Source organism: Micromonospora sp. CPCC 205558, assembly GCF_036902955.1.
GTDB lineage: Bacteria > Actinomycetota > Actinomycetes > Mycobacteriales > Micromonosporaceae > Micromonospora.
On the sequence record NZ_JBAKHR010000003.1, the window covers coordinates 54,993 to 80,697 of the forward strand.

Sequence of the window (25,705 nt, forward strand, 5' to 3'; positions counted from 1 at the left end):
CAGATGCTGATGCCGCGCAAGCCCCCGAAGGGCTTCCGCAAGCCGCACCACCCGGACCGCAGTGGCGCGTCCAAGGGTGGTAACCGGGTGGTGTTCGGCGAGTTCGGGATCCAGGCTCTCGAGCCGGCGTACGTGACGAACCGGCAGATCGAGTCGGCACGTATCGCGATGACTCGCCACATCAAGCGTGGTGGCAAGGTCTGGATCACGATCTTCCCGGACCAGGCCCTCACCAAGAAGCCTGCCGAGACCCGGATGGGTTCCGGTAAGGGTTCGCCCGAGTGGTGGGTCGCCAACGTCAAGCCGGGGCGGGTTCTCTTCGAGATGTCCTTCCCCAACGAGCAGATCGCGCGAGAGGCTATGCGTCGCGCGATCCACAAGCTCCCGATGAAGTGCCGCATTGTTACGCGCGAAGTGGGTGAATCCTGATGGCAGCGGGCGTTAAGGCGACCGAGCTGCGTGAGCTCTCCGAGGAGGAGCTGGTCACGAAGCTGCGGGAGGCCAAGGCGGAGCTGTTCAACCTCCGCGTGCAGGCCGCAACCGGGCAGCTGGACAACAACCGGCGGTTGCAGGTCATCCGTCGGGAGATCGCCCGGATCTACACGATCATGCGCGAGCGCGAGCTGGGGCTCTCGGCCGCGCCGACTGAGGTGACTGCATCATGACCGAAGAGACCGCCACCGCCGCCGCGCGGTCCCGCCGCAAGGTCCGTGAGGGCCTGGTGGTCAGCGACAAGATGGACAAGACCGTCGTGGTCGAGGTCGAGGACCGGGTTCGGCACGCGCTGTACGGCAAGATCATGCGCCGTACGAGCAAGCTGAAGGTGCACGACGAGCAGAACGCCGCTGGCACCGGTGACCGGGTTCTCATCATGGAGACCCGGCCGCTGAGCGCCACCAAGCGTTGGCGGATCGTGGAGATCCTGGAAAAGGCCAAGTAGCGAAGGCTCGAGCTCGCCCGGCGTTGCGTCGGGCGTTGGTTCCGCCAGGCTCCGGCCGCTACGGCGGCCGGAGAACCGGCAGACATAGGAGATAGACGTGATTCAGCAGGAGTCGCGACTGCGCGTCGCCGACAACACGGGTGCTCGGGAGATCCTGTGCATCCGGGTTCTCGGTGGCTCGGGTCGGCGCTACGCGAGCATCGGCGACGTCATCGTGGCCACGGTCAAGGACGCCATCCCGGGTGCCGGTGTGAAGAAGGGCGACGTCGTCAAGGCTGTCGTCGTTCGCACCGCGAAGGAGAAGCGGCGTCCGGACGGCTCGTACATCCGCTTCGACGAGAACGCCGCCGTCATCATCAAGGACGGCGGGGACCCGCGTGGAACCCGTATCTTCGGCCCGGTGGGCCGGGAGCTGCGGGACAAGCGGTTCATGAAGATTATTTCCCTCGCGCCGGAGGTGTTGTGACCGTGAAGGTCAAGAAGGGCGACACGGTCGTCGTCATCGCCGGCAAGGACAAGGGTGCCAAGGGCAAGGTCATTCAGGCCTATCCGCGGCAGGACAAGGTCCTGGTCGAGGGCGTGAACCGGGTCAAGAAGCACACCCGCATCAGCACCACCCAGCGTGGCGCCAAGACCGGCGGCATCGTCACTCAGGAGGCCCCGATCCACGTCTCGAACGTGCAGGTCCTGGACTCCGACGGCAAGCCGACCCGCGTCGGTTACCGGATCGACGACAACGGCCAGAAGGTCCGCATCGCGCGTAGCACCGGTAAGGACCTGTGATGACCACGGCTACCGAAAAGACCCTGCCGCGCCTCAAGGAGCGGTACCGCAACGAGATCGTGGCCCAGCTGCGTGAGCAGCACAGCTACGGCAACCCCATGCAGGTGCCGCGGCTGGTCAAGATCGTCGTCAACATGGGTGTCGGCGAGGCTGCTCGCGACGCCAAGCTGATCGATGGTGCGGTCCGCGACCTCGCCACGATCACCGGCCAGAAGCCGCAGGTGCGGCGGGCGACCAAGTCCATCGCGCAGTTCAAGCTCCGCGAGGGCATGCCGATCGGCGCGAAGGTCACCCTTCGTGGCGACCGGATGTGGGAGTTCCTGGACCGGCTGCTCTCCATCGCGCTGCCGCGTATCCGCGACTTCCGCGGCCTGGACGGGCGCAAGCTGGACGGGCACGGCAACTACACGTTCGGTCTGACCGAGCAGTCGGTGTTCCACGAGATCGACCAGGACCGGATCGATCGCCAGCGGGGCATGGACATCACGGTGGTCACGACCGCCACGACCGACGACGAGGGCCGGGCGCTGCTCAAGCTCCTGGGCTTCCCGTTCAAGGAGAACTGAGATGGCCAAGAAGGCGCTGATCATCAAGGCGGCCGCGAAGCCGAAGTTCTCGGTTCGCGCGTACACCCGCTGCCAGCGGTGCGGGCGTCCGAAGGCGGTCTACCGCAAGTTCGGGCTCTGCCGGGTCTGCATCCGGGAGATGGCTCACCGCGGTGAGCTGCCGGGCGTGTCCAAGGCTTCCTGGTAAGGGCGACCGCGTCCCGGCCGTCGGCCGGGAACTCCTGCACCGATTAGGTATTGCTCTTCGCCGTAGGCCCGGGGCTGATGCCCCGGGAACCCCGGCGAGAAAGGCTGACGAAATCCATGACGATGACCGACCCGATCGCAGACATGCTCACGCGTCTGCGTAACGCCAACCAGGCGTACCACGATCAGGTGAAGATGCCCTACTCCAAGATCAAGGCGAACATCGCCGAGGTCTTGAAGGCCGAGGGTTACATCGCCACCTGGTCGGTCGAGGAGCCCGAGGAGGGCGCCGTCGGCAAGCGACTGGTCGTCGAGCTGAAGTACGGCCAGAACCGCGAGCGGAGCCTGGCCGGCATCAAGCGCGTGTCCAAGCCCGGTCTCCGGGTGTACGCCAAGTCGGACGGGCTCCCCCGGGTGCTCGGTGGGCTGGGCGTGGCGATCATTTCGACGTCCCAGGGACTGCTGACCGACCGGCAGGCCCGCAAGCGGAGTGTTGGCGGGGAAGTCCTCGCCTTCGTCTGGTAACGGGAGACAGGTAGAAATGTCGCGAATTGGACGTAAGTCGATCCCGGTACCAGCCGGCGTCGATATCACGATCGACGGGCAGACCGTCAAGGTCAAGGGCCCCAAGGGCCAGCTTGAGCACACCCTCGCCGAGCCGATCACGATCGAGCGGGCTGAGGATGGCGAGCTGAGCGTCAACCGGCCGAACGACGAACGCAAGGCCAAGGAGCTCCACGGCCTGAGCCGTACGCTGGTTGCCAACATGATCGTCGGGGTCACCGAGGGCTACCGCAAGAGCCTGGAGATCGCCGGCACCGGTTACCGGGTCACCGCCAAGGGTTCGGACCTCGAGTTCGCGCTCGGGTTCTCGCACCCGGTGGTCGTCCCCGCCCCGGCGGGCATCACCTTCACGGTGGAGCGGCCGACCCTGTTCCACGTGGCTGGCATCGACAAGCAGCAGGTCGGTGAGGTCGCCGCCAACATCCGGAAGATCCGCCCGCCGGAGCCCTACAAGGGCAAGGGCGTCAAGTACCAGGGCGAGGTCATCCGCCGCAAGGCTGGAAAGGCAGGTAAGAAGTGAGCGCCACGCTGCTCAAGCGCCGCCGCGGTGTCGCCGCCAAGCGCGCCGTTGGGCGTGCGCGTCGACACTTCCGCGTCCGCAAGAACGTCAGCGGTACGGCCGAGCGTCCGCGCCTGGTCGTCACCCGCTCCCTGCGGCACATGGTCGCCCAGATCGTCGACGACACCAAGGGTCACACCCTGGCGTCGGCGTCGACCCTGGACGCCTCGCTGCGCGGTGCGGAGGGCGACAAGAGCGCCCTGGCTGGCAAGGTGGGCGCGCTGCTCGCCGAGCGGGCCAAGGCCGCCGGCGTCTCCAAGGTCGTCTTCGACCGCGGTGGTAACCGGTACGCGGGGCGAGTCGCCGCGCTTGCCGACGCCGCCCGCGAAGCCGGGCTCGAGTTCTAACAACCCCGTCACGAGAGAGAAGGAAGGCTGCTGATGCCAGGTCAACAGCGCCGTGGCGGCGGGTCCGGTGGCAACGAGGGTGGTCGCCGCGACAACCGCCGTGAGGGCGGCCGCGGAAACGCGCCCGTCGAGAAGACCCCGCACCTTGAGCGGGTCGTCGCGATCAACCGCGTCGCCAAGGTCGTGAAGGGTGGTCGTCGCTTCAGCTTCACCGCCCTGGTGATCGTGGGCGACGGCGACGGCACGGTCGGCGTGGGCTACGGAAAGGCCAAGGAGGTGCCCGCGGCCATCGCCAAGGGTGTCGAGGAGGCCAAGAAGCACTTCTTCAAGGTTCCGCGGATCGGTCAGTCGATCCCGCACCCGGTGACGGGTGAGGACGCCGCTGGTGTGGTGCTGCTCAAGCCGGCCTCGGCCGGTACGGGTGTCATCGCCGGTGGGCCGGTGCGTGCCGTGCTGGAGTGCGCCGGGATCCACGACGTGCTCTCCAAGAGCCTCGGCTCGTCGAACCCGATCAACATCGTGCACGCCACCGTGGCGGCCCTGAAGGGGCTTGAGTCCCCCGAGCAGGTCGCGGCGCGTCGTGGTCTGCCGGTGGAGGACGTCGCGCCGGCCGCCATGCTGGCGTCGCGTGCGGGGGTGGCGCACTGATGGCACGCCTGAAGGTCACCCAGCTCCGGTCCGGTATCGGGACCAAGCACAACCAGCGTGAGTCGCTGCGTTCGCTCGGTCTCAAGCGGATCAACGACGTGGTGGTCAAGGAGGACCGGCCCGAGATCCGCGGCATGATCTTCACTGTGAGCCACCTCGTGAAGGTCGAGGAGGTCGAGTAATGACGATCAAGGTGCATCACCTGCGCCCGGCGCCCGGTTCCAAGACCGCGAAGACCCGTGTGGGTCGCGGTGAGGGTTCCAAGGGCAAGACCGCTGGTCGCGGTACCAAGGGTTCCAAGGCCCGCAAGAACATCTCGGCGGCGTTCGAGGGTGGGCAGATGCCCATCCACATGCGCCTGCCGAAGATGAAGGGCTTCAAGAACAAGTTCAAGGTGGTCTTCCAGGTGGTCAACCTGGACCGACTCGCTGAGCTGTTCCCGAATGGTGGTCAGGTCGGCCCGCTGGAGCTGGTTGAGTCCGGCGCGGTCCGCAAGGGTCACCCGGTCAAGGTCCTCGGCACCGGGGATCTCGGCGGTGTGGCGCTCCAGGTGTCCGCGCACGCGTTCAGTGCGTCGGCCAAGGAGAAGATCGCTGCTGCCGGTGGCTCTGCCACCGAGCTGTAAGGCACACGACCGTGGCGCCCGTCCAGTTGAGAGCAACTGGCGGGCGCCATGGTCTGCCTGGGGCGTGAGCGCCCGGTAACATCGGAATCGATTTATGTAGTCGGGCGCATCTGCCCGGACCGGGGTGAGGCTGTTAGAGTCCCATCCCAGCCATGGATTGCGGGCACTCGCTCGTGATCCACCCCGACCCGCCAGGGATCACCGGCGGCCCGCCTCGCGCAGGAGGAAGAAGTTGCTGTCCGCCTTTCTCAGTGCGTTCCGTACGCCTGACCTGCGCAAGAAGCTGCTGTTCACAGTAGGCATCATCGCGGTCTACCGGCTGGGTGCAACGCTCCCCAGCCCGGGCGTCTCGTACGGCAACGTCCAGAAGTGCCTCGACACCATCCAGGGTGACACCACCGGGGTGGTGAACCTGCTCAACCTCTTCTCCGGCGGAGCGTTGCTGCAGCTCTCGGTCTTCGCGCTGGGCATCATGCCCTACATCACCGCGTCGATCATCCTGCAGCTGCTGACCGTCGTGATCCCCCGCCTGGAGCAGCTCCGCAAGGAGGGCCAGGCCGGTCAGGCGAAGATCACGCAGTACACGCGCTACCTGACCCTCGGCCTCGGTGTGCTGCAGGCCTCGGCGTTCGTCGCCCTGGCCCGCTCGGGCCAGCTGTTCCAGAACAAGTGCGACCAGTTCCCGATCATCCCCACCGGCACCGGCATCCCGGACTGGCTGACCCTGTCCATCCTGGTGATGACGATGACCGCCGGTACGGGCATGGTCATGTGGCTCGGCGAGCTGATCACCGACCGCGGCGTCGGCAACGGCATGTCCGTCCTGATCTTCACCTCGATCGCGGCGCGGCTGCCCAGCGAGGGCTGGCAGATCAAGACCAGCAAGGGCTGGGACATGTTCGCCCTGGTCATCGCGCTGGTCCTGGTGGTCATCACCGCGGTCACCTTCATCGAGCAGGCGCAGCGTCGGATCCCGGTGCAGTACGCCAAGCGGATGATCGGCCGGCGGATGTACGGCGGCACCTCGACCTACATCCCGCTGAAGGTCAACCAGGCGGGTGTGATCCCGGTCATCTTCGGGTCGTCGCTGCTCTACCTGCCACAGCTGGCGCTGCAGTTCTTCGACCAGACGGACCCGGGCAAGACCCAGGCGTGGATCCAGAACAACCTGGTCAACCCGAGCAGCCCGATCTACATCGCGGTCTACTTCCTGCTGATCATCTTCTTCACGTACTTCTACGTCTCGATCACGTTCAACCCGACCGAGGTCGCGGACAACATGAAGAAGTACGGCGGGTTCGTGCCGGGCATCCGCCCGGGTAAGCCGACCGCCGACTATCTCGACTTCATCCTCAGCCGGATCACCCTGCCGGGCGCGATCTACCTGGGTGTCATCTCGATCCTGCCGAACTTCTTCTTCATCTGGCTGGACAACCAGCAGTACCAGAACTTCCCGTTCGGCGGCACCGCTGTGCTCATCATGGTCGGCGTCGGTCTGGAGACCGTGAAGCAGATCGAGAGCCAACTCATGCAGCGGAACTACGAAGGGTTCCTGCGGTAGATGAGACTCGTTCTGGTTGGCCCGCCGGGCGCGGGCAAGGGCACGCAGGCCGAGTTCATCGCCGCGCACCTCTCGGTGCCGAAGATTTCGACCGGAGACATCTTCCGGTCGAACGTCACCCAGGGCACGCCGCTTGGTGTCGAGGCGAAGCGGTACATGGACGCGGGCGAGCTGGTTCCGGACGAGGTCACCATCAACATGGTCCGGGACCGGCTGGCCGAGCCCGACGCCAGCGAGGGTTTCCTGCTCGACGGCTTCCCGCGGACGACTCCGCAGGCGGCCGCTCTGGACAAGCTCCTCGCCGATCTGGGCACCGCCCTGGATCTGGTCCTGGAGCTGGTCGTCGACGACGACGAGGTGATCCGGCGGCTCTCCGGTCGGCGTACCTGCCGGGGCTGCGGCAAGATCTGGCACGTCGAGTTCGACGCCACCACCCGGCCGGGCATCTGTGACCGGTGCGGCGCCGAGCTGTTCCAGCGCGACGACGACAAGCCGGAGACGATTGCCACGCGGCTTCGTGAGTACAGCGAGAAGACCGCGCCCCTGGTCGACTACTACGGCGCTCAGGGCAAGCTGGTCGGGATCGACGCCACCGGCCCGGTGGAGGACGTCACCACCCGGGCCATCGACGCGTTGCGGTCGTACGGCGGCTGAGGTCCGGCCGGGCCACGGCGGATAGAGTGCGAACAGCGGGGTACGCGTTATGTGCCCCGCTGTTCGGCAACGAAAGGTAACGGCTCCATGCGTCGTCCCCAGCTGGACATCCAGCTGAAGACCCCTGACCAGATCGAGAAGATGCGGGCCGCCGGGTTGGTGGTGGCCGAGGCGCTGCGCCGGATGCGGGAGGCTGTCGCCCCCGGCGTGAGCACCGCCGATCTGGACGCTATCGCCGAGTCGACGATCCGCGAGGCGGGCGGCGTTCCGTCGTTCAAGGGCTATCACGGTTTTCCGGCGTCGATCTGCTCCTCGGTCAACGAGCAGATCGTGCACGCCATCCCGTCGCCGAAGCAGGTGCTCCAGGCCGGTGACCTGATTTCCATCGACTGCGGCGCGGTGCTGGACGGGTGGCACGGCGACTCGGCGATCACGGTCGGGGTCGGCGACGTCGACCCGGCGCTGCTGAAGATGGCCGCGGTCGCCGAGGACGCGATGTGGGCCGGCATCGCCGCCGCCGCGCGTGGCGCCGCCAGCGGCAAGGGCCGCCTCACCGACATCTCGCACGCGGTGGAGACCGCTGTCCGCAAGGGCGGCCGGTACGGCATCGTCGACGGCTACGGTGGGCACGGCATCGGCACCGAGATGCACCAGGACCCGCACGTGCTCAACCACGGTCGGCCGGGCAAGGGCCCGCGACTGGTCCCCGGAATGGCGCTCGCCATCGAACCGATGATCACCATGGCGTCTCCGCGTACGGTCGAGTTGGCCGACGGGTGGACGGTCGTCACCCGGGACGGCTCGGTGGCCGCGCACGTCGAGCACTCGATGGCGCTGCTGCCGGACGGGGTTTGGGTGCTCACCGCGTTCGACGGTGGCCGCGCCCGCCTGGGCGACCTGGTAACCGCCCGCCAGCCCGCCGCCACAACAACCCCCTGATCCCACCCACAGCCGTTGGTCCTGAAGCTCTTGCCCTGACGCGCCGGCGCGGGTGGCGACAACTTCATGATCAACCGATGTCCGGGGGGCCGACGGACTGGCGGGACGGTGGCATGCTTGCCGGCATGGACGGGCGCGACGGGATGCGAGCCGCGGACTCGGACCGAGCGGCGGTGGCCGACCGGTTGCGGGTCGCCCTCGACGAGGGCCGGCTGGATCTGCACGAGTACGACGAGCGGTTGCAGCGGGCCTACGCGGCACGCACGTACGCCGACCTCAAGGCACTGCTCACCGACCTGCCGCCGGTGACGCCAGCGCAGCGGTCGGGCCTGGCGCCGGCCGCCGGCCCGATGGTGAGCCCATTGGGTGACCAGCTCGGTCCGGCCCCCACCAGGGGCGCGACGGCCCGCTGGTTGGCTGAGGTGTGGTTCCCGTACCTGCGGGTGATCGCCATCGTGGTGACCATCTGGGCGGTGACCTCGCTGCTCAGCCAGGATCTGCTCTACTTCTGGCCGGCCTGGGTGGCGGGGCCGTGGGGCGCGGTGCTGGTGGTCCGCAGCGTCACTGGCCTGGCTGGGAGAGAACCCCAGCGCCAAGCCATCAAGCGCCAGCGCCGCCGGGAACGCAAACAGGCAAAGCGCGCCATCAACCCAGACAACCCCCAATAACCCCCCCGCCCCCCAAGGCCCGGCTCCGCCGGCCCCGGCCCCCGTTGATCATGAAGTTATTGCCATGACACGCCGGAATTGGTGGCAATAACTTCATGATCAACCGCGCCGGGGGTGGGGTGTGTGGGTTGCGGGGCGGGTTGATGGGTGGTCGGTTTGGTGGTGGACTGCAGGCGGGCGTACACTTTCAGATCGGCGCACAGCGTCCACTCCGGCATGCCCACCCTGCGCTTCGGTGGGAGCTGGAGCCGCGGCTGGCGCGGGCTTCTGATTCTGATCAGATTTCCGTGTAAGACGTTGTGGGCCGCCCGGAGCAATCGACGTCAGGACAGCGGAGGACATGCCGAAAAAAGACGGAGCCATTGAGATCGAGGGTCGGGTCATCGAGCCCCTGCCGAACGCCATGTTCCGGGTGGAGCTCGCGAACGGCCACAAGGTGTTGGCTCACATCAGCGGCAAGATGCGGCAGCACTACATCCGCATCCTGCCGGAGGACCGGGTCGTCGTCGAACTCTCGCCGTACGACCTGACCCGCGGGCGCATCGTCTACCGCTACAAGTAGTCCTGACGACGGCCGGGAAGTCCCGTGTCCGTCTTCGACGTCCGGTGTCGCGCAACACGCGTCCCCGGGCCAGATGGGAAGTAAGGCAACCGTGAAGGTCAAGCCGAGCGTCAAGAGGATCTGCAACAAGTGCCGGGTTATCCGCCGGCACGGCCGGGTCATGGTCATCTGCAGCGACCCGCGCCACAAGCAGCGCCAGGGCTGACTCAGCCCGTCCGGCCGGAGCACGGCCGGGTGGCGTTGGTCCAGGCAGATCCCCAGCGACACACACATCACACATGCTCGTCCCAGCCGCGAGCGGTACGCCAGACGTACCTCTGCGTGGCTGACCCCCGGTCGGAGGCCGGGGCCCGCTTGGGCAGCGACCGATCCCGGTCGCCGGCGCTCACCGCGTCGGAAGGACGGGACGGCCGGTAGCGGGATGGGACGGGTCCACACCTCCGCCACACATCACGAGGAGTACGCCCGCACATGGCACGTCTAGTCGGCGTGGATCTCCCCCGCGAAAAGCGGTTGGAGATCGCGCTCACCTACATCTTCGGGGTCGGTCGCACCCGCGCCCTGGAGACACTCGCCGCCACCGGCATCTCGCCGGACAAGCGCGCTCGGGACCTCACGGACGAGGAGCTCGTGCAGCTCCGCGACCACATCGAGGGCAACTACAAGGTTGAAGGCGACCTGCGCCGCGAGGTCGCCGCTGACATCCGCCGCAAGGTTGAGATCGGCTGCTACGCCGGCATCCGGCACCGCCGGGGCCTGCCCGTGCGTGGCCAGCGGACCAAGACCAATGCACGGACCCGTAAGGGCCCGAAGCGGACCGTCGCCGGCAAGAAGAAGCCCGGCAAGAAGTAGATTTTGACCGGAATTCGGGTCGATGTCGGGTCTAGGAAGACGGGACCGTCCGGCCCGATCCGGAAAGTCAACTAGGAGCGCACAGACTTATGCCACCGAAGGCTCGTGCCGGAGCCGCTGTAAAGAAGGTCCGGCGCAAGGAACGCAAGAACGTCGCCCACGGGCAGGCGCACATCAAGAGCACGTTCAACAACACCATCGTGTCCATCACGGACCCGACTGGTGCGGTCATCTCCTGGGCCTCCGCCGGCCAGGTCGGCTTCAAGGGCTCCCGCAAGTCGACTCCGTTCGCCGCGCAGCTGGCCGCCGAGGCTGCCGCGCGTCGCGCCATGGAGCACGGCATGCGCAAGGTCGACGTGTTCGTCAAGGGCCCCGGCTCCGGCCGGGAGACCGCCATCCGTTCGCTGCAGGCCGTGGGCCTCGAGGTCGGGCAGATCGCCGACGTCACCCCGCAGCCGCACAACGGGTGCCGTCCGCCGAAGCGTCGCCGGGTCTGAGAGGTAGAGAGAGATGGCTCGTTACACCGGTGCAGACTGCCGCCGTTGCCGGCGGGAGAAGATGAAGCTGTTCCTCAAGGGCAGCAAGTGCGATGGTCCGAAGTGCCCGTTCGAGTCCCGGCCGTTCCCGCCCGGGCAGCACGGCCGCGGCCGCACCAAGGAGACGGAGTACCTGCTCCAGCTCCGTGAGAAGCAGAAGGCCCGTCGGGTTTACGGCGTGCTGGAGAAGCAGTTCCGCGGTTACTACGAGGAAGCCGTTGGCAAGCAGGCCAAGACCGGTGAGGTCCTCCTGCAGATCCTCGAGTCGCGGCTGGACAACGTCGTTTACCGGGCCGGCTACGCCCACTCGCGGGACATGGCCCGCCAGCTGGTCAAGCACGGTCACTTCACGGTGAACGGCAAGAAGGTCGACATCCCGTCGTACCGCGTCAAGGAGCACGACATCATCGAGGTTCGGGGCAAGAGCAAGGAGCTCACCCCGTTCATCGTCGCGCAGGCTCAGGCCGGCTCGAAGACGGTTCCGGCGTGGCTTGAGGCCATCCCGAGCCAGATGAAGGTGCTCGTGCACTCCCTCCCGGCCCGGCAGGTCATCGACACGCAGGTCCAGGAGCAGTTGATCGTCGAGCTCTACTCCAAGTAGTCCGAGCTCGTTCGGTGGCCCGCCCCTCGGGGCGGGCCACCGGAACGGTTTGTGTCGTGGGCGTCAAATAGCGGGCGCCCCGGAAGAGAAGAGAAAAGATGCTCATCAGCCAGCGACCCTCCCTCTCCGAGGAGTCGATCAACGAGACCCGGTCGCGGTTCGCCATCGAGCCGCTGGAGCCGGGCTTCGGCTACACCCTGGGTAACTCGCTGCGGCGCACGCTGCTGTCGTCGATCCCGGGCGCGGCCGTCACCTCGATCAAGATCGACGGTGTCCTGCACGAGTTCACCACGATCCCCGGTGTCAAGGAGGACGTGGTCGAGCTCGTCATGAACATCAAGGAGCTGTGCGTCAGCTCCGAGCACGACGAGCCGGTCAGCATGTACCTGCGTAAGCAGGGCCCGGGCGACGTGACCGCGGGCGACATCCAGCCGCCGGCCGGCGTCTCGGTGCACAACCCGGATCTCAAGCTCGCCACCCTGAACGGCAAGGGCCGGCTCGACATGGAGCTGACCGTCGAGCGGGGCCGGGGCTACGTGACGGCGGCGCAGAACAAGCAGTCCGGCGCCGAGATCGGCCGGATCCCGGTCGACTCGATCTACTCGCCGGTGCTGAAGGTGACCTACCGCGTCGAGGCGACTCGTGTCGAGCAGCGTACCGACTTCGACCGGCTGATCATCGACGTCGAGACCAAGCCGTCGATGGGCCCGCGTACCGCGCTGGCCTCCGCCGGTTCGACGCTGGTGGAGCTGTTCGGGCTCGCCCGGGAGCTGGACGAGACCGCCGAGGGCATCGACATCGGGCCGTCCCCGCAGGACGCCCAGCTGGCGGCGGACCTCGCTCTGCCGATCGAGGAGCTGGACCTCACCGTCCGCTCCTACAACTGCCTCAAGCGCGAGGGCATCAACTCCGTTGGTGAGCTCATCGGGCGTACCGAGGCCGACCTCCTCGACATTCGCAACTTCGGTCAGAAGTCGATCGACGAGGTCAAGATGAAGCTCGCCGGGATGGGTCTCGGGCTGAAGGATTCGGCTCCGAACTTCGACCCGGCGCACGTCGTGGACACCTTCGGCGAGGGCGACTACGACACCGACGACTACCGCGAGACCGAGCAGCTCTAGTCCGCGCTGCCGCCACAACTGAGGAGCACCAAAAATGCCCACGCCCACCAAGGGCCCCCGCCTCGGCGGCAGCCCCTCGCACGAGCGGCTGATGCTCGCCAACCTGGCGACCGCGCTGTTCCAGCACGGCAAGATCCAGACCACCGAGACGAAGGCCCGGCGGCTGCGCCCGCTGGCCGAGCAGCTCATCACCAAGGCCAAGCGCGGTGACCTCGCCTCGCGGCGTCGGGTGCTGGGTGTCGTCAAGGACAAGGACGTCGTCTACGCCCTGTTCGACCAGATCGCGCCCCGGTACTCCAACCGCCCCGGCGGTTACACCCGGATCGTGAAGACCGGTCCGCGCAAGGGTGACAACGCTCCGATGGCCATCATCGAGCTGGTGGAGGAGCTTCAGGTCGCCGAGCCCAAGGCGAACAAGAAGACCGCCGCCCGCAAGGCCGCGCAGCAGGACAAGGTCGAGGCGCTCGCCCCGGCCGACGAGGCCCCGCAGTCGGCTCCGGCCGACCAGGACTCCGAGGCGCCGGTGTCGGTGTCCGGTGACACCGCCGCCGCCCGCGAGGACAGCGACGAGGCCACCGAGAACAAGGCCTGATCACAGGGCATCGTCGGGCCCGGCACCCCATCGGGGTGCCGGGCCCGACCCGTAACAGGAGGTACGAGGTGGACGAGCGGATCCGGCTGCGGCTGGACGTCTCGTACGACGGCACCGATTTCTCCGGCTGGGCTGCCCAGCCGACCCGGCGCACCGTCGCGGGGGTGCTCGTCGAGACCCTCGACCTGGTCCTCGGCGTCGGTACGGCCACCGGGTTGACGGTGGCCGGGCGGACCGACGCGGGGGTGCACGCCACCGGGCAGGTGTGCCACCTGGACCTGCCGGTGGACGTGTGGCGACAGCACGATGGACGACTGCTGCGCCGCCTGGCCCGACTGCTCCCCACCGACGTGCGGGTTCGGGCGATGACCGAGGTGCCGGCCGACTTCGACGCCCGGTTCTCGGCGACCTTCCGGCGCTACGAGTACCAGGTCACCGATGCGCCCTTCGGCGCGGAGCCGCTGCGCCGGCACGAGGTGCTGGCCTGGCCGAAGCCGTTGGACCTGGCCGCGCTGAACGCGGCAGCCACCGGGCTGGTGGGGGAGCACGACTTCGCCGCGTACTGCCGGCGCAAGGAGCACGCGACCACGCTGCGCGAGGTGACCCGGCTGGACTGGCGTCGCGACCCGGACGGGATCCTGATCGCCACGGTGCAGGCCGACGCGTTCTGCCAGGCGATGGTGCGCAGCCTGGTGGGGGCCATGCTGGTGGCCGGGGACGGCCGCCGCCCGGTCGAGTGGCCGGGCACCCTGCTCAGTCGGCGGGAGCGGTCCAGCGAGGTGACCGTGGCCCCCGCGCACGGGCTGACCCTGGTCGCGGTCGGCTACCCGTCCGATCCGGCCGAGTACGCACGCCGCGCCGACCTCACCCGCCGGTTGCGGGTTCCGGTCGAAGGCTGACCGCCTGGGCCGTCAATGACGACGGGTGTGCCACCTGTCGGCAGCACACCCGTCGTCGGGGCACGGGTCAGTCGCCCGGCAGTTCCCCGTCGTTGTTGTTGCCGCCCTGGCTTCCGTTGTTGCCGGTCGGGGCCGCCGTCGGTTGTGCGGCAGTGCCACCGTCGGCCCGGCTCTGCAACACGCCCCGGCTGAGGTGCAGCTCGATCATGTCGAACAGGATCTCGCGGACCTTGGTGTCGCCCGCCTTGACCGCCGCGCCGTCCTTGCGGACCACCAGGGCGTACGCCAGGTAGTGGCCCCGGACCTGCCAGCCGACTCGTGCCGGAGCGCTGGTCAGGACATCGGTGCCGTCGCCGTCGTCGGCGGTGAGGCCACGGAAACGGCCCTGCCGTTCGTCGAGCAGTTGCCGGAGCCGGTCTCGGGCTCGTTCCGCGCTGACCTTGTCGGTGAGGTTGAACAGGCCGGCGGTGACCAGGTGCGAGTCGTCGGGCGTACTCAGCGTGGCCCGGACGATCTGGTTGCAGCCGAGCCGGACCAGCAGGTCGGCGACCTCGTCGGTGGCGGCGACGGCGCAACTGCCGCTGGACTGGGTCTTGAGTACCTGGTAGCTCGGCTGACCGTCGGTGAGTTTCAACTCCTTGCCGGGGAAGAGCTCCTTGGCGGTGAGCGGGGCCTGGTCGGTGTCCCGGGAGTCGAGGGCCACCCGCTCCGGCGGGGCGGACGTCGGGGCGGCGTTCGGCTGGTACGTCGGGTTGCTCTGCGGCTGCTGCGAGTTGCGGTCGATGAGCAGCGCGGCGGCGCCAAGGCCGCAGAGGGCGAGCAGCACCAGGACGGCTGCGCCGCCGATCAGTACCTGCCACAGTCGACCACCGCCGCGCCGGGCGGTCGCCTCCACCGGCGTCGCCGAGGTGTAGATCTGGCTGTGGGACGCGGCGGGCGGAATGTCGGCACGAGTCGGCAGTGGCTGCGACACCTCGGCACGGGTCGTCGCGGGCGACGACAGATCGGCACGGGTCGTCGCGGGCGACGACAGATCGGCACGGGTCGTCGCGGGCGACGACGATGGCAGCGAGAGCTGGTTCGGCCGGGGCAGCGACGGCGCGGGGAAGCGCGACGGAGACGGCCCGGCCGGCGGGGGCGGGCCGGCGCCGAGCACCGACAGATCGGACCCGGGCTCCGGGTACTCCTCGAAAGCGTCCTCATCGGACTCGTACCGATACACCATGTCGCCCAGAGTAGGAGTCATTGTCCCTTTAGGGGGTAATTTCGGGTAAATGCACGCGTGGGTCGGGCCGGGTCCGTGGAGAAGCCGATCGCCCCGGCGGTCATCCCTGGGCCGGTGCGAGAATTACCGCGTGACCGGCGACCACTACTTCACCGCTCAGCCCACCAGCGACGCCCCGGCGCGCGAGGTCGAGTTCTCCGTCGCCGACCGCGACTACCGGCTCGCCTCGGCCGGCGGGGTCTTCTCCGCCAGCCGACTCGACCCGGGCACCGCCGTGCTCCTGCGCAAGGCCGAGCTGCCCGTCGCCGACACCGGCGGCGACCTGCTCGACCTCGGCTGCGGCTTTGGGCCGATCAGCTGCGTGCTGGCTGACCTCGCGCCCACCAGCACCATCTGGGCCGTCGACGTCAACGCCCGGGCCCGCGAGCTGACCGCCGCCAACGCGGCTCGCATCGGCGCCGCCGACCGGGTCCGGGTCAGCGCACCGGACGACGTCCCAGCAGACCTCAGCTTCGCCCAGCTCTGGTCGAACCCGCCCATCCGGATCGGCAAGGACGGGCTGCACGACCTGCTGCTGCGCTGGCTGCCCCGACTCGCCCCGGACGGCGTCGGCTGGCTGGTCGTCGCCCGGCACCTCGGCGGCGACTCGCTGCAACGCTGGCTCACCGAGCAGAGTTGGCAGGTCGAGCGGTACGCCAGCCAAAAGGGCTTCCGGGTGCTGCGCGTCACCCGGTAATTGGATGTACCCCCTGCCCCTGACTGGGGCAGGATCCCGGCGTGGGATACGTGGACGTGGCAGCGGTCGGGCACATCCTGCCCGACGGTCGGGAACTCTTCGCCGACGTGTCGTTCCGGGTCGGGGAGGGCAGCAAGGTCGCCCTGGTCGGGCCGAACGGCGCGGGAAAGACGACGCTGCTGAGGATGGTCGCCGGTGACCTGCCGGTGCGCAGCGGCGTCGTCGCACGTGCCGGCGGGCTGGGCGTGATGCGCCAGTTCATCGGCATGATCGGCGACGAGTCGACACTCGCCGACCTGGCGCTGTCGCTGGCCCCTCCGGCGCTGCGCGACGCCGGCCGGCGGCTCGGCGAGACCGAGGCGGCCATGCGGGCGGCCGAGGCCTACGGCAAGTTCAGCAACGCCGCGGGCAAGGCTCAGCTGGCGTACGCCGATGCGCTCGGCGCCTGGGGCGAGGCCGGCGGATACGACGCCGAGGTGCTCTTCGACACCGTCGCGACCATCGTGCTCGGCCAGCCCTGGGACGCCGTACGGGACCGGCCGGTGCGTACCCTCTCCGGCGGCCAGCAGAAGCGCTTCGCCCTGGAGCTGCTGCTGCGCGGCCCGGACGAGGTGCTGCTGCTCGACGAACCGGACAACTTCCTCGACGTGCCCGGCAAACGCTGGCTGGAGGCGCGACTGCGCGAGTCGACGAAGTCGGTGCTCTACGTCTCGCACGACCGCGAGCTGCTGGCCCAGAGCGCCGACCGGGTGGTCGCCGTCGAAGGTGGCAGCGCCTGGGTGCACCCGGGCGGCTTCGCCAGCTGGCACGAGGCTCGGGTGGCTCGGCACGCCCGCCTAGACGAGCTGCGCCGCCGCTGGGACGAGGAGCACCAGAAGCTGCGCGAGCTGATGCTGATGTACAAGCAGAAGGCCGCGTACAACGACGGGTTGGCCTCGCGTTACCAGGCCGCGCAGACCCGGTTGCGCAAGTTCGAGGAGGCCGGGCCGCCGCCCGTACCCCCGAAGGACCAGGACATCCGGATGCGGCTCAGCGGCGGGCGGACCGGCAAGCGCGCGGTCGTCTGCGAGCAGCTGGAGCTCGACGGCCTGACCTTCCCCTTCGACCTGGAAATCTGGTACGGCGACCGGGTGGCGGTGCTCGGTGCCAACGGCACCGGCAAGTCGCACTTCCTGCGGCTGCTGGCCCGCGGCGGCACCGACCCGGACCCGGCGAACGGACCGGTCGACGGGGCGGGCGCGCTGGCTCCGGTGGCGCACGACGGCGTGGCCCGCCTCGGCGCCCGGGTGCGTCCCGGGCACTTCTCCCAGACCCACGACCGGCCGGAGCTGATGTCGAAGACGCTTGTCGAGATCCTCTGGCGGGGTGACGAGCACCGCACCGGGATGGACCGGCACGCGGCGATGGGTGTGCTCAGCCGCTACGAGCTGGCCGCGCAGGGCGACCAGCGCTTCGGCACGCTCTCCGGTGGACAGCAGGCCCGGTTCCTGGTGCTGCTGCTGGAGTTGTCCGGTGCGACCCTGCTGCTGCTCGACGAGCCCACCGACAACCTCGACCTGGCCAGCGCGGAGGCCCTCGAAGCGGGCCTGAACGCCTTCGAGGGGACGGTGATCGCGGTCACCCACGACCGCTGGTTCACCCGCTCGTTCGACCGGTTCGTGCTGTTCCGGGGCGACAGCGAGGTGGTGGAGACCCCGGAACCGGTCTGGGACCTCGGGTGAGCGGTCCCAGGCGACGGCGCGTCCAGCGGGCATAGGGTGGATCTCGTGACTGAGATGACCTATCGCCGGCTGGGCGACTCCGGGCTCGTGGTTTCCGTGGTCGGCATCGGCTGCAACAACTTCGGCCGCAAGCTGGACCTCGACGGCACCCGAGCGGTGGTGGATGCGGCCCTCGACGCCGGGATCACCCTCTTCGACACCGCCGACATCTACGGCGAGCCGCAGGGCGGCTCCGAGGAGCTACTCGGGCAGGCGCTCAAGGGGCGCCGGGACGACGTGGTGGTGGCCACCAAGTTCGGCATGGACATGAACGGCCTCAACGGGCCGGACTACGGCGCGCGGGGTGCACGCCGCTACATCGCCCGCGCGGTGGAGGCGTCGCTGCGTCGGCTCGGCACCGACCACATCGACCTGTACCAGATGCACGAGCCCGACCCGGGCACCCCGATCGACGAGACCCTCGCGGCCCTGGACGACCTGGTCCGGGACGGGAAGGTCCGCTACCTGGGCAACTCCAACTTCGCCGGCTGGCAGATCGCCGACGCGGACTGGGTCGCCTCGTCCAACGGCCGCTCCCGCTTCATCAGCGCGCAGAACCACTACAGCCTGGTGGAGCGTTCGGTGGAGTCCGAGGTGATTCCGGCGTGTGAGCGGTTCGGCCTCGGCATGCTGCCGTTCTTCCCGCTCGCCAACGGTCTGCTCACCGGCAAGTACAAGCGCGAGGCTCAGCCGCCGGCCGGCAGCCGGCTCTCCGGTGGTGGCCGGTACGCGGAGCGGCTCGCCGCAGCCGACTGGGACACCATCGAGGCGATCGAGGCGTACGCGGCCGAGCGGGGTCTGACCATGCTCCAGGTGGCGATCGGTGGGCTGGCCGCCCAGCCGGCGGTGACCTCGGTGATCGCCGGTGCCACCACGCCCGAGCAGGTGCGCGCCAACGCCGCCGCCGGCACCTGGGAGCCCAGCGACGACGATCTGGCGGCGCTGCGCGCCATCCTCTGAGTCGAACGACAACGGGCCGGGCCGCTTCACGCGGCCCGGCCCGGTCGTCGAATGGCGTCGGAGCGCCGACGCGTTTGTCGGTCAGTCGGTGCGGCGGCGGCCGAACAGCATGGCCACCCCCATCGCCGCGGCCACGAGCACGAGACCGGCCGCCGCGAACGGCCACCAGCCGGCACCCGCACCGCCTGCCCCGTCCGTCGGCCTGTTCACCGCGACCGGCTCGGGCGCCGGCGGCGACTGGGCCGCCCGCGCCTGCACCGTGGCGGTGGCCTTGCCCTGCAACGGGGCGGGGGAGTTCACGGTCACCTTCCAGGTGCCGGTAGAGAGCACCGGCCCGCTGCTGTAGAAGCCGTGCCCCTCGGGCTGCGGTTCCAACTGCACCGGCCCGACCTTCTGCCCGTCGGGGCCGGTGGCGGTGAGGACCAGTCGCACCACCTGCTCCAGCCGGCGGCCATCGGTGTAGGCGGCCTGGATGGTGACGCCCTGAGCCCCGTCGCCGGCCACCGTGAGTTTGAGCTTGTCGGCCTGCGCCGCCGGGGCGGCCTGAGCGGCCTGCGCCGCTGGGGCGGCCTGAGCGGCCTGCGCCGCCGGGGCGGCGGCGACCAGGGTCAGGGCCAGTCCGACGAACACGGCGGCCAACACCTTGCGGATACCCGTCACGGACATCCCCTCCCTACCGATGAGGGAGGCCCCTCCCCGACGCCGTAGCGCCGGGGAGGGGCCTCGTCGGATCAGAGCTGGCGACCGGGTGCCAGCCGGGTGGCGTCGCCACCGAGCCGCCCGGTGCCCTTTACCGAGTCACCGTCGTTCGCCTTGACCCCGGCCTTGCTGGCCGCGCCGCCGAGCCGAACGATCATGGCGTCGGCGTCCCGGATCAGGACGTCCCGGATCTCCGCCTCAGTCACCAACGTGGTGTCGGAGGCGAGCGTCCGGAACGCGGTCAGCTGCCGGACGGCCACCTTGTCGTCGCCGGCCGCCTCGGACGCGCGGACATTGTCGAGCTTGTTCGACAGCTGCCTGTGCGCCTTGGTCGAGAGCCGCCCCGTCGCCTTGAACCGGTCCAGCAGACTCTGCATGTCCCGGAACGAGGTGGTGACGAAGAACCGGACCGTCGAGGTGGTCTCGTTGCCCGCCTTGTCGGTCGCGGTCACGGTCAGCTCGTGCAGGCCGAGGGACAGGTCGTACATGGCCTGCAGAGTGCCGCTGGCGTACGTCTGGCCGTCGAGCTTGCCGACCACGGACGCGATGCCCGAGGTCGGGTCGACTGCCTGCCACGACACCCGGACGTCCTGGCTGTCGCCGTAGAGCTGGCCGTCGGCGAGACCGGACACCAGCAGCGTCGGCTTGGTGCCGTCGATGCGCAGCACCGCCGACTTCAGCGTCTCGACGTTGCCCGCCTTGTCCGTCGAGCGGAACAGCAGCTCGTGCTGCCCGTCACCGGTCACCTCGACCGGCGTCGAGTACGGCGTCCACGTGCCACCGTCCAGCGACCACTCCACCGTCTTGACGCCGGAACCGGCGTCGGTCGCGGCCAGCACGACCGGGATGGTCCCGTTGTGCCAGCCGGCGTTGTTCGCCGGAGCGAACGTCGCCGAGGTCACCGGCGCGGTGGCGTCGATCTTGACCGAGACGGTCTTCGTCGCCTCCACGTTGCCGGCCTTGTCCGTCGAGCGGAACCGAAGCTCGTGCTCGCCGTCCCCGCTGACCGCCACCGCAGCGGTGTAGGCCGTCCAGGTGGTGGCCTCGTCCAGCTGGTACTCCGTACCGGCGAGCCCGCTACCGCCGGCCTCGTCGGCCCCGGTGAGCGTGATCGCCACCGGCCCGGTGTGCCACCCGTCGGTCGGGGTGCCGGAAACCGCCGCGGTGGTCACCGGCGCGGTCTCGTCGGCCACCTCCGTGCTGAGCCGGAAGTAGTCGAACGAGGCGGTCTTCGACGCCGTCTGGTTGGCGCCGAGGGTGAACAACCCGACCTTCGGGGTGGCCCCGACCGCGCTGTTGGTCAACGACTCCAACGCGGTCCAGGTCGTCCCGTTGGCCGAGTACGACGCGGTGAACGTGTCGCCCGTGCGGGCCAGCCGCAGGTGCCACACGGCATCGGTCAGGTTGGCCGCCTCCGGCTGCGGGTTCTGGACCGTACCGGCGATCTCGCTGCGGAACTCGATCCGCCGCGTCACCGCCGAGCCGGCCTGGTTGTCCGCGATGAAGTCGAACTTCAGGTAGTTGTCGTCGTCGGCCTGCACGAGCAGACCGGCCTGCTGGTACTGCTCGTTCAGCAGACTGCCGTCGACCTTCGTCTCCAGGGTCCAGTCGCCCGACGGCGCGGTCTGGAGGATGAAGTTCTTCGGCCCGGTGTTGTCGGTGCCGTAGATGTCACCGTTGGGCACGTCGATCCGCAGCGCGCCACCGGTGACCCGGTAACCGGCCGGGTCCTCCCGCAGGATCGCGTCCCACCGGCACTTGTCCAGCGTGTCGCCGGTGAACTCGTCCGACGGGTCGACCGGCCCGGCCGGGGCGTCCGGCGTCACCTGGAACGAGTCGAAGGCCGCCTCGACAACCGGTGCCTCAGTGCCACCGTTGAGCGCGAAGACCCCGATCCGCGGGTTGGTGATGCCGGCGAGCGCGGCCGAACGGCCGACCGCGGTGAAGGTCTGCCCGTCGGAGGAGACGGCCGCGGTCAGGTTCGTCCCGTCACTGGTGACCCGCAGGTACACGGTGTCACCCGCCGGTGCGTTGGTGGCGTCGGCGGACTCGTTGCGCGGCGTGCCTGCCGTCTCCCGGATGAACTCCACCCGACGGCTGCCGTTGTACAGCAGGTCCACCTTGGCGTAGTTGTCGTCGTCGCCGTACACCAGCAGGCCGGCCTGCTGGTAGTTGGCCGCCACCGCCAGGGTGACCTTGGTGGTCATCTCCCAGGCGCCGGTCGGAGCCGGCTGGAGCACCAGGTTGGTGGCGTCGTTGCGAGCACCGTAGAGGTCACCCACGCCCGTGGGCAGCCGCAGCGCGCCGCCACTGAGCGAGTAGAGCTGGTTCTCCCGGATGACGCTGGTCCAACGCTCCTTGTCGAGGCTGTTGCCGTTGAAGTCGTCCGAACGCGCCCCGAAGCAGGACGTGTCCGGAGCGTCGACCCGCACCGGCACCGTGGCGTACGCCTTGGCGCCCTTGCTGTCGGTCACCGTGAGGGTGGCCGTGAAGGTGCCCGGGCTGGTGTAGGTGTGGCTGGCGTCCAGGGTGGTCGCCGTGCCTCCGTCACCGAAGTCCCAGGCGTACGTCAGCGGGGTGTCGCCATCGGCGTCGGTGGCCGTGCCGTCGAAGGCGACGGTGACCGGTGCGGTGCCGGTGGCCGGGGTGGCCGTGGCGCTGACCACCGGCGGCGCGTTCTCGGTGACACCGCGGCCGACGAAGTCCATCCAGTTGACGTTGAACAGCGAACCCGTTCCGCCGTTCGGATCGCGGGCCAGGAAGTACAGCGAGCCGCTCGCGGCACCGGTGACCGGTGCGCTCACGTCCGTGTACGTCTGCCACGCGCCGGTCGACGGCACGACGGCCGTGGCGACCACCGGTCCGTCAACCGCACCGGCGCGGACCTCGATCCGACCGCCAGCGACGGCCGAGGCGGCCCGGAACCGGATCTCGGTGATGTTGGTCAGGTCAGCCGGGGCCACCGACCACCAGTCGCCGTCCTCGATGAAGGCGATGTTCTGGCCGCCACCGGCGGTGTCGGCGCCGGTCTCCCGCTGCACGCCGGCGTCGCCGCCGCCGGTGCTCACCGGGGCACGCCCGGTGGCGGTGAAGTACTCGGCCTGCTTCTGCTTCGGCTGGAGCACCTCGATCTGCCGGCCGGTCAGCGCGCCGGACCCGCCGGCACCACCCTCGTCGGTGTAGGTGGCCTCGAAGACCGCGAAGACGTTCGCCTCGGCGCCGTGCCCGGAGGCGAGCGACGTCTGGACGGTGCCGGTGCAGCCGGTGTGCTGCTCCAGCGGGTGGGCGTGCTCGTCGTGACCGAGCAGCACCTGCAGCCCGACCCGGTCGCAGTCGATCTCCCCGTCCTCCGGGTCGGTCACCTTGATCGAGTAGCGGACCTGGTCACCCCAGTTGAAGAAGCCACCGTCCGGCGGGAACTCGATGGAGACCGTCGGCGCGGTGTTGCCCACGGTCACCGGCACGTTGGCCACCGCGGTACGACCCTTGGGGTTGGTGACGGTGAGCTGGGCGGTGTAGTTGCCCGCCGTGGCGTAGGTGTGCGTCGGGTTGGCCTCGGTCGAGGTCTGCCCGTCGCCGAACGTCCAGGCGTAGGTGAGCGTGCCACCGTCCGGGTCCCGGGAGCCGGCGCTGGAGAACGTGACAGCCAACGGTGCCGGACCCGAGGTCGGGTTGGCGGACGCCACTGCGATCGGGGCACGGTCGCCGGCGGTGTAGTCGATCCGGTAGACGCCGGAGTTGTCGTTGTTGCCGCCGAAGCCGCTGCCCCACTCGATCAGGTACAGCGCGCCGTCCGGACCGAACTCGAAGTCCATCGGGCGGATCATGCTCATGCCGGTGAGCAGCTGGTTGATGTCCACCAACGACTTGCCGTCGGGGGTCAGCTGCATGGTGTACATCTTGTTCTGGTTCCACTCGCCGAGCAGAGCCTTACCGTCGTAGTACGCCGGCCACTTCCGGTTGGAGTTGAGGTCGGCGTCGTAGCGGTAGACCGGGCCACCCATCGGGGCGCCGCCGCCGCCGATCTCCGGGTAGCGCGCGTCACCGGCGTACCCGTAGTCGACGGTCGCCGGGACCACCGGCGGGAGGTTGGTCAGGCCGGTGTTGTTGGGCGAGTTGTTCACCGGCGCGGCGCAGTCGAACTTCGGACCGCTCGGGCCGGACGGGAACGTGTAGTCGTTGTACGCCTCGTTCGTGCCCGTGCAGTACGGCCAGCCGTAGTTGCCCGGGGTGACGATGTTCCACTCGACAAGACCTCGGGGGCCCCGGTTCGGGTTGTCCGAGTTGGCGTCCGGCCCGTAGTCCGCGACGTACAGCGTGTTGGTCTTCGGGTCGGTGCCGATCCGGAACGGGTTGCGGAAGCCCATCGCGTAGATCTCGGGACGGGTCTTCTCGGTGCCCGGCGCGAAGAGGTTGCCGGCCGGAACGGTGTACGTCCCGTCGTCCTCCGGGTGGATCCGGATCACCTTGCCGCGCAGGTCGTTCGTGTTCGCCGAGGTGCGCTGCGCGTCGTAGTCCTGGCGACCCGACCGCTCGTCGATCGGCGAGTACGAGTTCGACTCGAACGGGTTGGTGTTGTCACCGGTGGCCAGGTAGAGGTTGCCCTCGCCGTCGAAGGTCATGCTGCCGCCGGCGTGGCAGCAGGTGTTGCGCTGGGTGTCGACCCGCAGCACCTGCTTTTCGCTGGCCAGGCTGATGGTGTCGCCGGTCACGGTGAACCGGGACAGCAGGTTGCGGGTGACCCCGTCGTTCGGGGCGTAGTACAGGTACACCCAGTTGTTCGTGGCGAAGTCCGGGTCGAGCCGGATGCCGATGAGGCCGTCCTCGTTACCGGTGAAGACGTCCAGGTCGACGGCGGTGACGGTGTTGCCGGTGTCCGGCTTCACGATCTGCACGCGACCGTCGCGCTCGATGTAGAAGACCCGCCCATCGGGGGCGATGTCCAACTCCATCGGGTTGCTGGTGTTGCTGTCCAGCGTGACCTTCTCGAAGTTGGAGGTCTTCGAGGCGCCACAGTCGGCGTTCTCGACGCCCGCCGCGGTCCGGATGCCGCCGAGCAGGTGGGAGAGGAACCCGGGCTCGGCGTACGACTCCCGGGTGTGCCCGAGGCCCGTGTACCAGGACCGGCCACCGTCGTAGTCCTGACACCAGGCGACCGGGTGGTCGGCACCCATCGCGCCGGCGCCGGGGGTGTAGCTCTTCTCGTCCAGGCTGGCCAGCACGTGCACGTCCGGCCGAGGGTTGCTCTGGTAGTTGTACCACTCGTCGAACCGGGACCATCGGTCCGGCAGTTCGGCCGTGGACGGGTGGGCGTGATCCTCCACCTTGACCGTGGCCGTCTGGTTCTGCGGGTGGTTGGCGAAGTACGCGCCGACCAGGTCGCCGTACCAGGCCCAGCTGTACTCGGTGTCCGACGCGGCGTGGATGCCGACGTAACCGCCGCCGGCCTTCACGTAGCGCTCGAACGCCGCCTGCTGGTCGGCGTTGAGCACGTCACCGGTGGTGGAGAGCCAGATCACCGCCTTGTACTTCGCTAGGTTGGCGTCGTTGAATGCGGCGCCGTCCTCGGAGTTGTCCACGGTGAATCCGTTGGCGGCGCCGAGCTGCTGGATGGCGGCGATGCCGGTGGGGATGGAGTCGTGCCGGAAGCCGGCGGTCTTGGAGAAGACGAGGACGGAGAAGGGATCGGCTGCGGCCTTTGGCGCCTTCGGCGCCACCTGGCTGACCGGGGCTGCGGCCTTCGCATCCCGTGCGGGGACCTGGGCGGCCGCCTGTGCGGGCGTGCCGAACAGGGTGGTCGAGGCCATGGCCAGGGAGATTAGGGTTGCGGTGATTGGTACGCGGGCACGACGAGAACGGGACACGCCGCCTCCTGTGTCGTAGTGACAGAGATCGCGGGAGTCGGCTCGCCGAAGGCCGTCCCTGATGGAGCCGGTGGTCACACCGTGCCAGGGTGCCCCCACCGACATTTTGTCGAATCGCTGAACAAATTAATTCGGCTGGCTCGATGTCGGGCAAGATGCAGACGGGTAACGGTTCTGCAACAGCGGGCGACATTCCGAACAGGACCGTATGAAGTGCCCAACGATCTTGCTCGTTTTTTCCCGGCCCCGGCCGGGCGG

The 25,705-nt window shown here is 69.0% G+C and carries 31 protein-coding genes; 28 read left to right on the plus strand and 3 right to left on the minus strand.

Annotated features, from left to right (window positions below; genetic code table 11):
- Nucleotides 1-3 precede the first annotated feature (3 nt).
- From rplP to truA, 25 genes are all read left to right on the plus strand, one after another.
- Nucleotides 4-429, plus strand: coding sequence for a 50S ribosomal protein L16 (gene rplP / locus V6U86_RS04575; protein ID WP_007465292.1), 426 nt, complete (start codon nt 4-6; stop codon nt 427-429).
- On the plus strand, nt 429-665 hold the full coding sequence (gene rpmC / locus V6U86_RS04580) for a 50S ribosomal protein L29 (protein WP_007465283.1): 237 nt from the start codon (nt 429-431) through the stop codon (nt 663-665). Before rplP ends, rpmC begins: the two co-directional genes overlap by 1 nt.
- Nucleotides 662-940 (plus strand): 30S ribosomal protein S17, encoded by a 279-nt coding sequence (rpsQ, locus tag V6U86_RS04585; protein ID WP_030329894.1) that lies wholly within the window; start codon nt 662-664, stop codon nt 938-940. Before rpmC ends, rpsQ begins: the two co-directional genes overlap by 4 nt.
- A 97-nt stretch (nt 941-1,037) precedes the next feature.
- Nucleotides 1,038-1,406, plus strand: a complete 369-nt coding sequence (rplN, locus tag V6U86_RS04590) for a 50S ribosomal protein L14 (RefSeq protein ID WP_007073026.1) — start codon at nt 1,038-1,040, stop codon at nt 1,404-1,406.
- Nucleotides 1,403-1,723: a 50S ribosomal protein L24 gene (gene rplX, locus V6U86_RS04595; RefSeq protein ID WP_172899047.1), complete on the plus strand. Its 321-nt coding sequence runs from the start codon at nt 1,403-1,405 to the stop codon at nt 1,721-1,723. Before rplN ends, rplX begins: the two co-directional genes overlap by 4 nt.
- The gene (rplE, locus tag V6U86_RS04600) at nt 1,723-2,289 is read left to right on the plus strand and encodes a 50S ribosomal protein L5 (RefSeq protein WP_109817182.1); all 567 of its coding nucleotides are present in this window, start codon (nt 1,723-1,725) and stop codon (nt 2,287-2,289) included. The genes rplX and rplE overlap by 1 nt, the downstream gene beginning before the upstream one ends.
- Before the next feature lies 1 nt (nt 2,290).
- Nucleotides 2,291-2,476, plus strand: coding sequence for a type Z 30S ribosomal protein S14 (locus tag V6U86_RS04605; RefSeq protein ID WP_007465272.1), 186 nt, complete (start codon nt 2,291-2,293; stop codon nt 2,474-2,476).
- A 116-nt stretch (nt 2,477-2,592) separates the two neighbouring features.
- Complete coding sequence (rpsH, locus tag V6U86_RS04610) at nt 2,593-3,000, plus strand: 30S ribosomal protein S8 (RefSeq protein WP_007465270.1); 408 nt, start codon at nt 2,593-2,595, stop codon at nt 2,998-3,000.
- Between the two features lie 16 nt (nt 3,001-3,016).
- A complete protein-coding gene (gene rplF, locus V6U86_RS04615; RefSeq protein ID WP_124776992.1) occupies nt 3,017-3,559 on the plus strand; it encodes a 50S ribosomal protein L6 in 543 nt (180 codons plus the stop codon).
- Nucleotides 3,556-3,945: a 50S ribosomal protein L18 gene (rplR, locus tag V6U86_RS04620; protein ID WP_030329901.1), complete on the plus strand. Its 390-nt coding sequence runs from the start codon at nt 3,556-3,558 to the stop codon at nt 3,943-3,945. The genes rplF and rplR overlap by 4 nt, the downstream gene beginning before the upstream one ends.
- A 33-nt stretch (nt 3,946-3,978) precedes the next feature.
- Entirely contained in the window at nt 3,979-4,593 is a 615-nt protein-coding gene (rpsE, locus tag V6U86_RS04625) for a 30S ribosomal protein S5 (RefSeq protein ID WP_074314587.1), read from the plus strand.
- Nucleotides 4,593-4,775 carry a 50S ribosomal protein L30 gene (gene rpmD / locus V6U86_RS04630; RefSeq protein WP_007465262.1) on the plus strand — a complete coding sequence of 61 codons (183 nt, stop codon included), beginning with the start codon at nt 4,593-4,595 and terminating at the stop codon, nt 4,773-4,775. Before rpsE ends, rpmD begins: the two co-directional genes overlap by 1 nt.
- Nucleotides 4,775-5,218: a 50S ribosomal protein L15 gene (gene rplO / locus V6U86_RS04635; protein ID WP_088950230.1), complete on the plus strand. Its 444-nt coding sequence runs from the start codon at nt 4,775-4,777 to the stop codon at nt 5,216-5,218. The genes rpmD and rplO overlap by 1 nt, the downstream gene beginning before the upstream one ends.
- 232 nt (nt 5,219-5,450) lie before the next feature.
- Nucleotides 5,451-6,779, plus strand: a complete 1,329-nt coding sequence (gene secY, locus V6U86_RS04640; RefSeq protein WP_334498771.1) for a preprotein translocase subunit SecY — start codon at nt 5,451-5,453, stop codon at nt 6,777-6,779.
- The gene (locus V6U86_RS04645) at nt 6,780-7,433 is read left to right on the plus strand and encodes an adenylate kinase (protein WP_088950228.1); all 654 of its coding nucleotides are present in this window, start codon (nt 6,780-6,782) and stop codon (nt 7,431-7,433) included.
- Nucleotides 7,434-7,520: 87 nt separating this feature from the next.
- Nucleotides 7,521-8,372: a type I methionyl aminopeptidase gene (map, locus tag V6U86_RS04650; protein WP_124776986.1), complete on the plus strand. Its 852-nt coding sequence runs from the start codon at nt 7,521-7,523 to the stop codon at nt 8,370-8,372.
- A gap of 125 nt (nt 8,373-8,497) precedes the next feature.
- Entirely contained in the window at nt 8,498-9,040 is a 543-nt protein-coding gene (locus V6U86_RS04655; RefSeq protein WP_334498922.1) for a DUF1707 SHOCT-like domain-containing protein, read from the plus strand.
- A gap of 340 nt (nt 9,041-9,380) precedes the next feature.
- A complete protein-coding gene (gene infA / locus V6U86_RS04660; protein WP_007073013.1) occupies nt 9,381-9,602 on the plus strand; it encodes a translation initiation factor IF-1 in 222 nt (73 codons plus the stop codon).
- Between the two features lie 91 nt (nt 9,603-9,693).
- On the plus strand, nt 9,694-9,807 hold the full coding sequence (rpmJ, locus tag V6U86_RS04665; RefSeq protein ID WP_043965539.1) for a 50S ribosomal protein L36: 114 nt from the start codon (nt 9,694-9,696) through the stop codon (nt 9,805-9,807).
- Nucleotides 9,808-10,073: 266 nt separating this feature from the next.
- Nucleotides 10,074-10,454 carry a 30S ribosomal protein S13 gene (rpsM, locus tag V6U86_RS04670; RefSeq protein WP_030329917.1) on the plus strand — a complete coding sequence of 127 codons (381 nt, stop codon included), beginning with the start codon at nt 10,074-10,076 and terminating at the stop codon, nt 10,452-10,454.
- A gap of 89 nt (nt 10,455-10,543) precedes the next feature.
- Nucleotides 10,544-10,951, plus strand: a complete 408-nt coding sequence (gene rpsK, locus V6U86_RS04675; protein WP_030329919.1) for a 30S ribosomal protein S11 — start codon at nt 10,544-10,546, stop codon at nt 10,949-10,951.
- A gap of 13 nt (nt 10,952-10,964) precedes the next feature.
- A complete protein-coding gene (gene rpsD / locus V6U86_RS04680) occupies nt 10,965-11,591 on the plus strand; it encodes a 30S ribosomal protein S4 (protein ID WP_030489600.1) in 627 nt (208 codons plus the stop codon).
- 98 nt (nt 11,592-11,689) lie between these two features.
- A complete protein-coding gene (locus tag V6U86_RS04685) occupies nt 11,690-12,712 on the plus strand; it encodes a DNA-directed RNA polymerase subunit alpha (RefSeq protein ID WP_334498779.1) in 1,023 nt (340 codons plus the stop codon).
- A 34-nt stretch (nt 12,713-12,746) separates the two neighbouring features.
- Nucleotides 12,747-13,304 (plus strand): 50S ribosomal protein L17, encoded by a 558-nt coding sequence (rplQ, locus tag V6U86_RS04690; protein ID WP_124771528.1) that lies wholly within the window; start codon nt 12,747-12,749, stop codon nt 13,302-13,304.
- 68 nt (nt 13,305-13,372) lie between these two features.
- On the plus strand, nt 13,373-14,203 hold the full coding sequence (gene truA, locus V6U86_RS04695) for a tRNA pseudouridine(38-40) synthase TruA (RefSeq protein WP_334498784.1): 831 nt from the start codon (nt 13,373-13,375) through the stop codon (nt 14,201-14,203).
- Nucleotides 14,204-14,270: 67 nt separating this feature from the next.
- Here truA and V6U86_RS04700 read toward each other — a convergent pair whose 3' ends face one another.
- Nucleotides 14,271-15,428, minus strand: coding sequence for a hypothetical protein (locus tag V6U86_RS04700; RefSeq protein ID WP_334498786.1), 1,158 nt, complete (start codon nt 15,426-15,428; stop codon nt 14,271-14,273).
- A 130-nt stretch (nt 15,429-15,558) separates the two neighbouring features.
- Here V6U86_RS04700 and V6U86_RS04705 point away from each other — a divergent pair, with 130 nt between their 5' ends.
- The 3 genes from V6U86_RS04705 to V6U86_RS04715 are packed head-to-tail and all read left to right on the plus strand — an operon-like array spanning nt 15,559 to nt 18,884.
- A complete protein-coding gene (locus V6U86_RS04705; protein ID WP_334498788.1) occupies nt 15,559-16,164 on the plus strand; it encodes a class I SAM-dependent methyltransferase in 606 nt (201 codons plus the stop codon).
- A gap of 41 nt (nt 16,165-16,205) precedes the next feature.
- Nucleotides 16,206-17,885 (plus strand): ABC-F family ATP-binding cassette domain-containing protein, encoded by a 1,680-nt coding sequence (locus V6U86_RS04710; protein WP_334498791.1) that lies wholly within the window; start codon nt 16,206-16,208, stop codon nt 17,883-17,885.
- A gap of 36 nt (nt 17,886-17,921) precedes the next feature.
- Nucleotides 17,922-18,884 carry an aldo/keto reductase gene (locus V6U86_RS04715; protein WP_334498793.1) on the plus strand — a complete coding sequence of 321 codons (963 nt, stop codon included), beginning with the start codon at nt 17,922-17,924 and terminating at the stop codon, nt 18,882-18,884.
- 81 nt (nt 18,885-18,965) lie between these two features.
- Here V6U86_RS04715 and V6U86_RS04720 read toward each other — a convergent pair whose 3' ends face one another.
- Together V6U86_RS04720 and V6U86_RS04725 are read right to left on the minus strand one after the other, a co-directional pair.
- Nucleotides 18,966-19,544: a hypothetical protein gene (locus tag V6U86_RS04720; protein ID WP_334498795.1), complete on the minus strand. Its 579-nt coding sequence runs from the start codon at nt 19,542-19,544 to the stop codon at nt 18,966-18,968.
- Nucleotides 19,545-19,615: 71 nt separating this feature from the next.
- Nucleotides 19,616-25,390 (minus strand): ThuA domain-containing protein, encoded by a 5,775-nt coding sequence (locus tag V6U86_RS04725; protein WP_334498797.1) that lies wholly within the window; start codon nt 25,388-25,390, stop codon nt 19,616-19,618.
- Nucleotides 25,391-25,705: the final 315 nt, after the last annotated feature.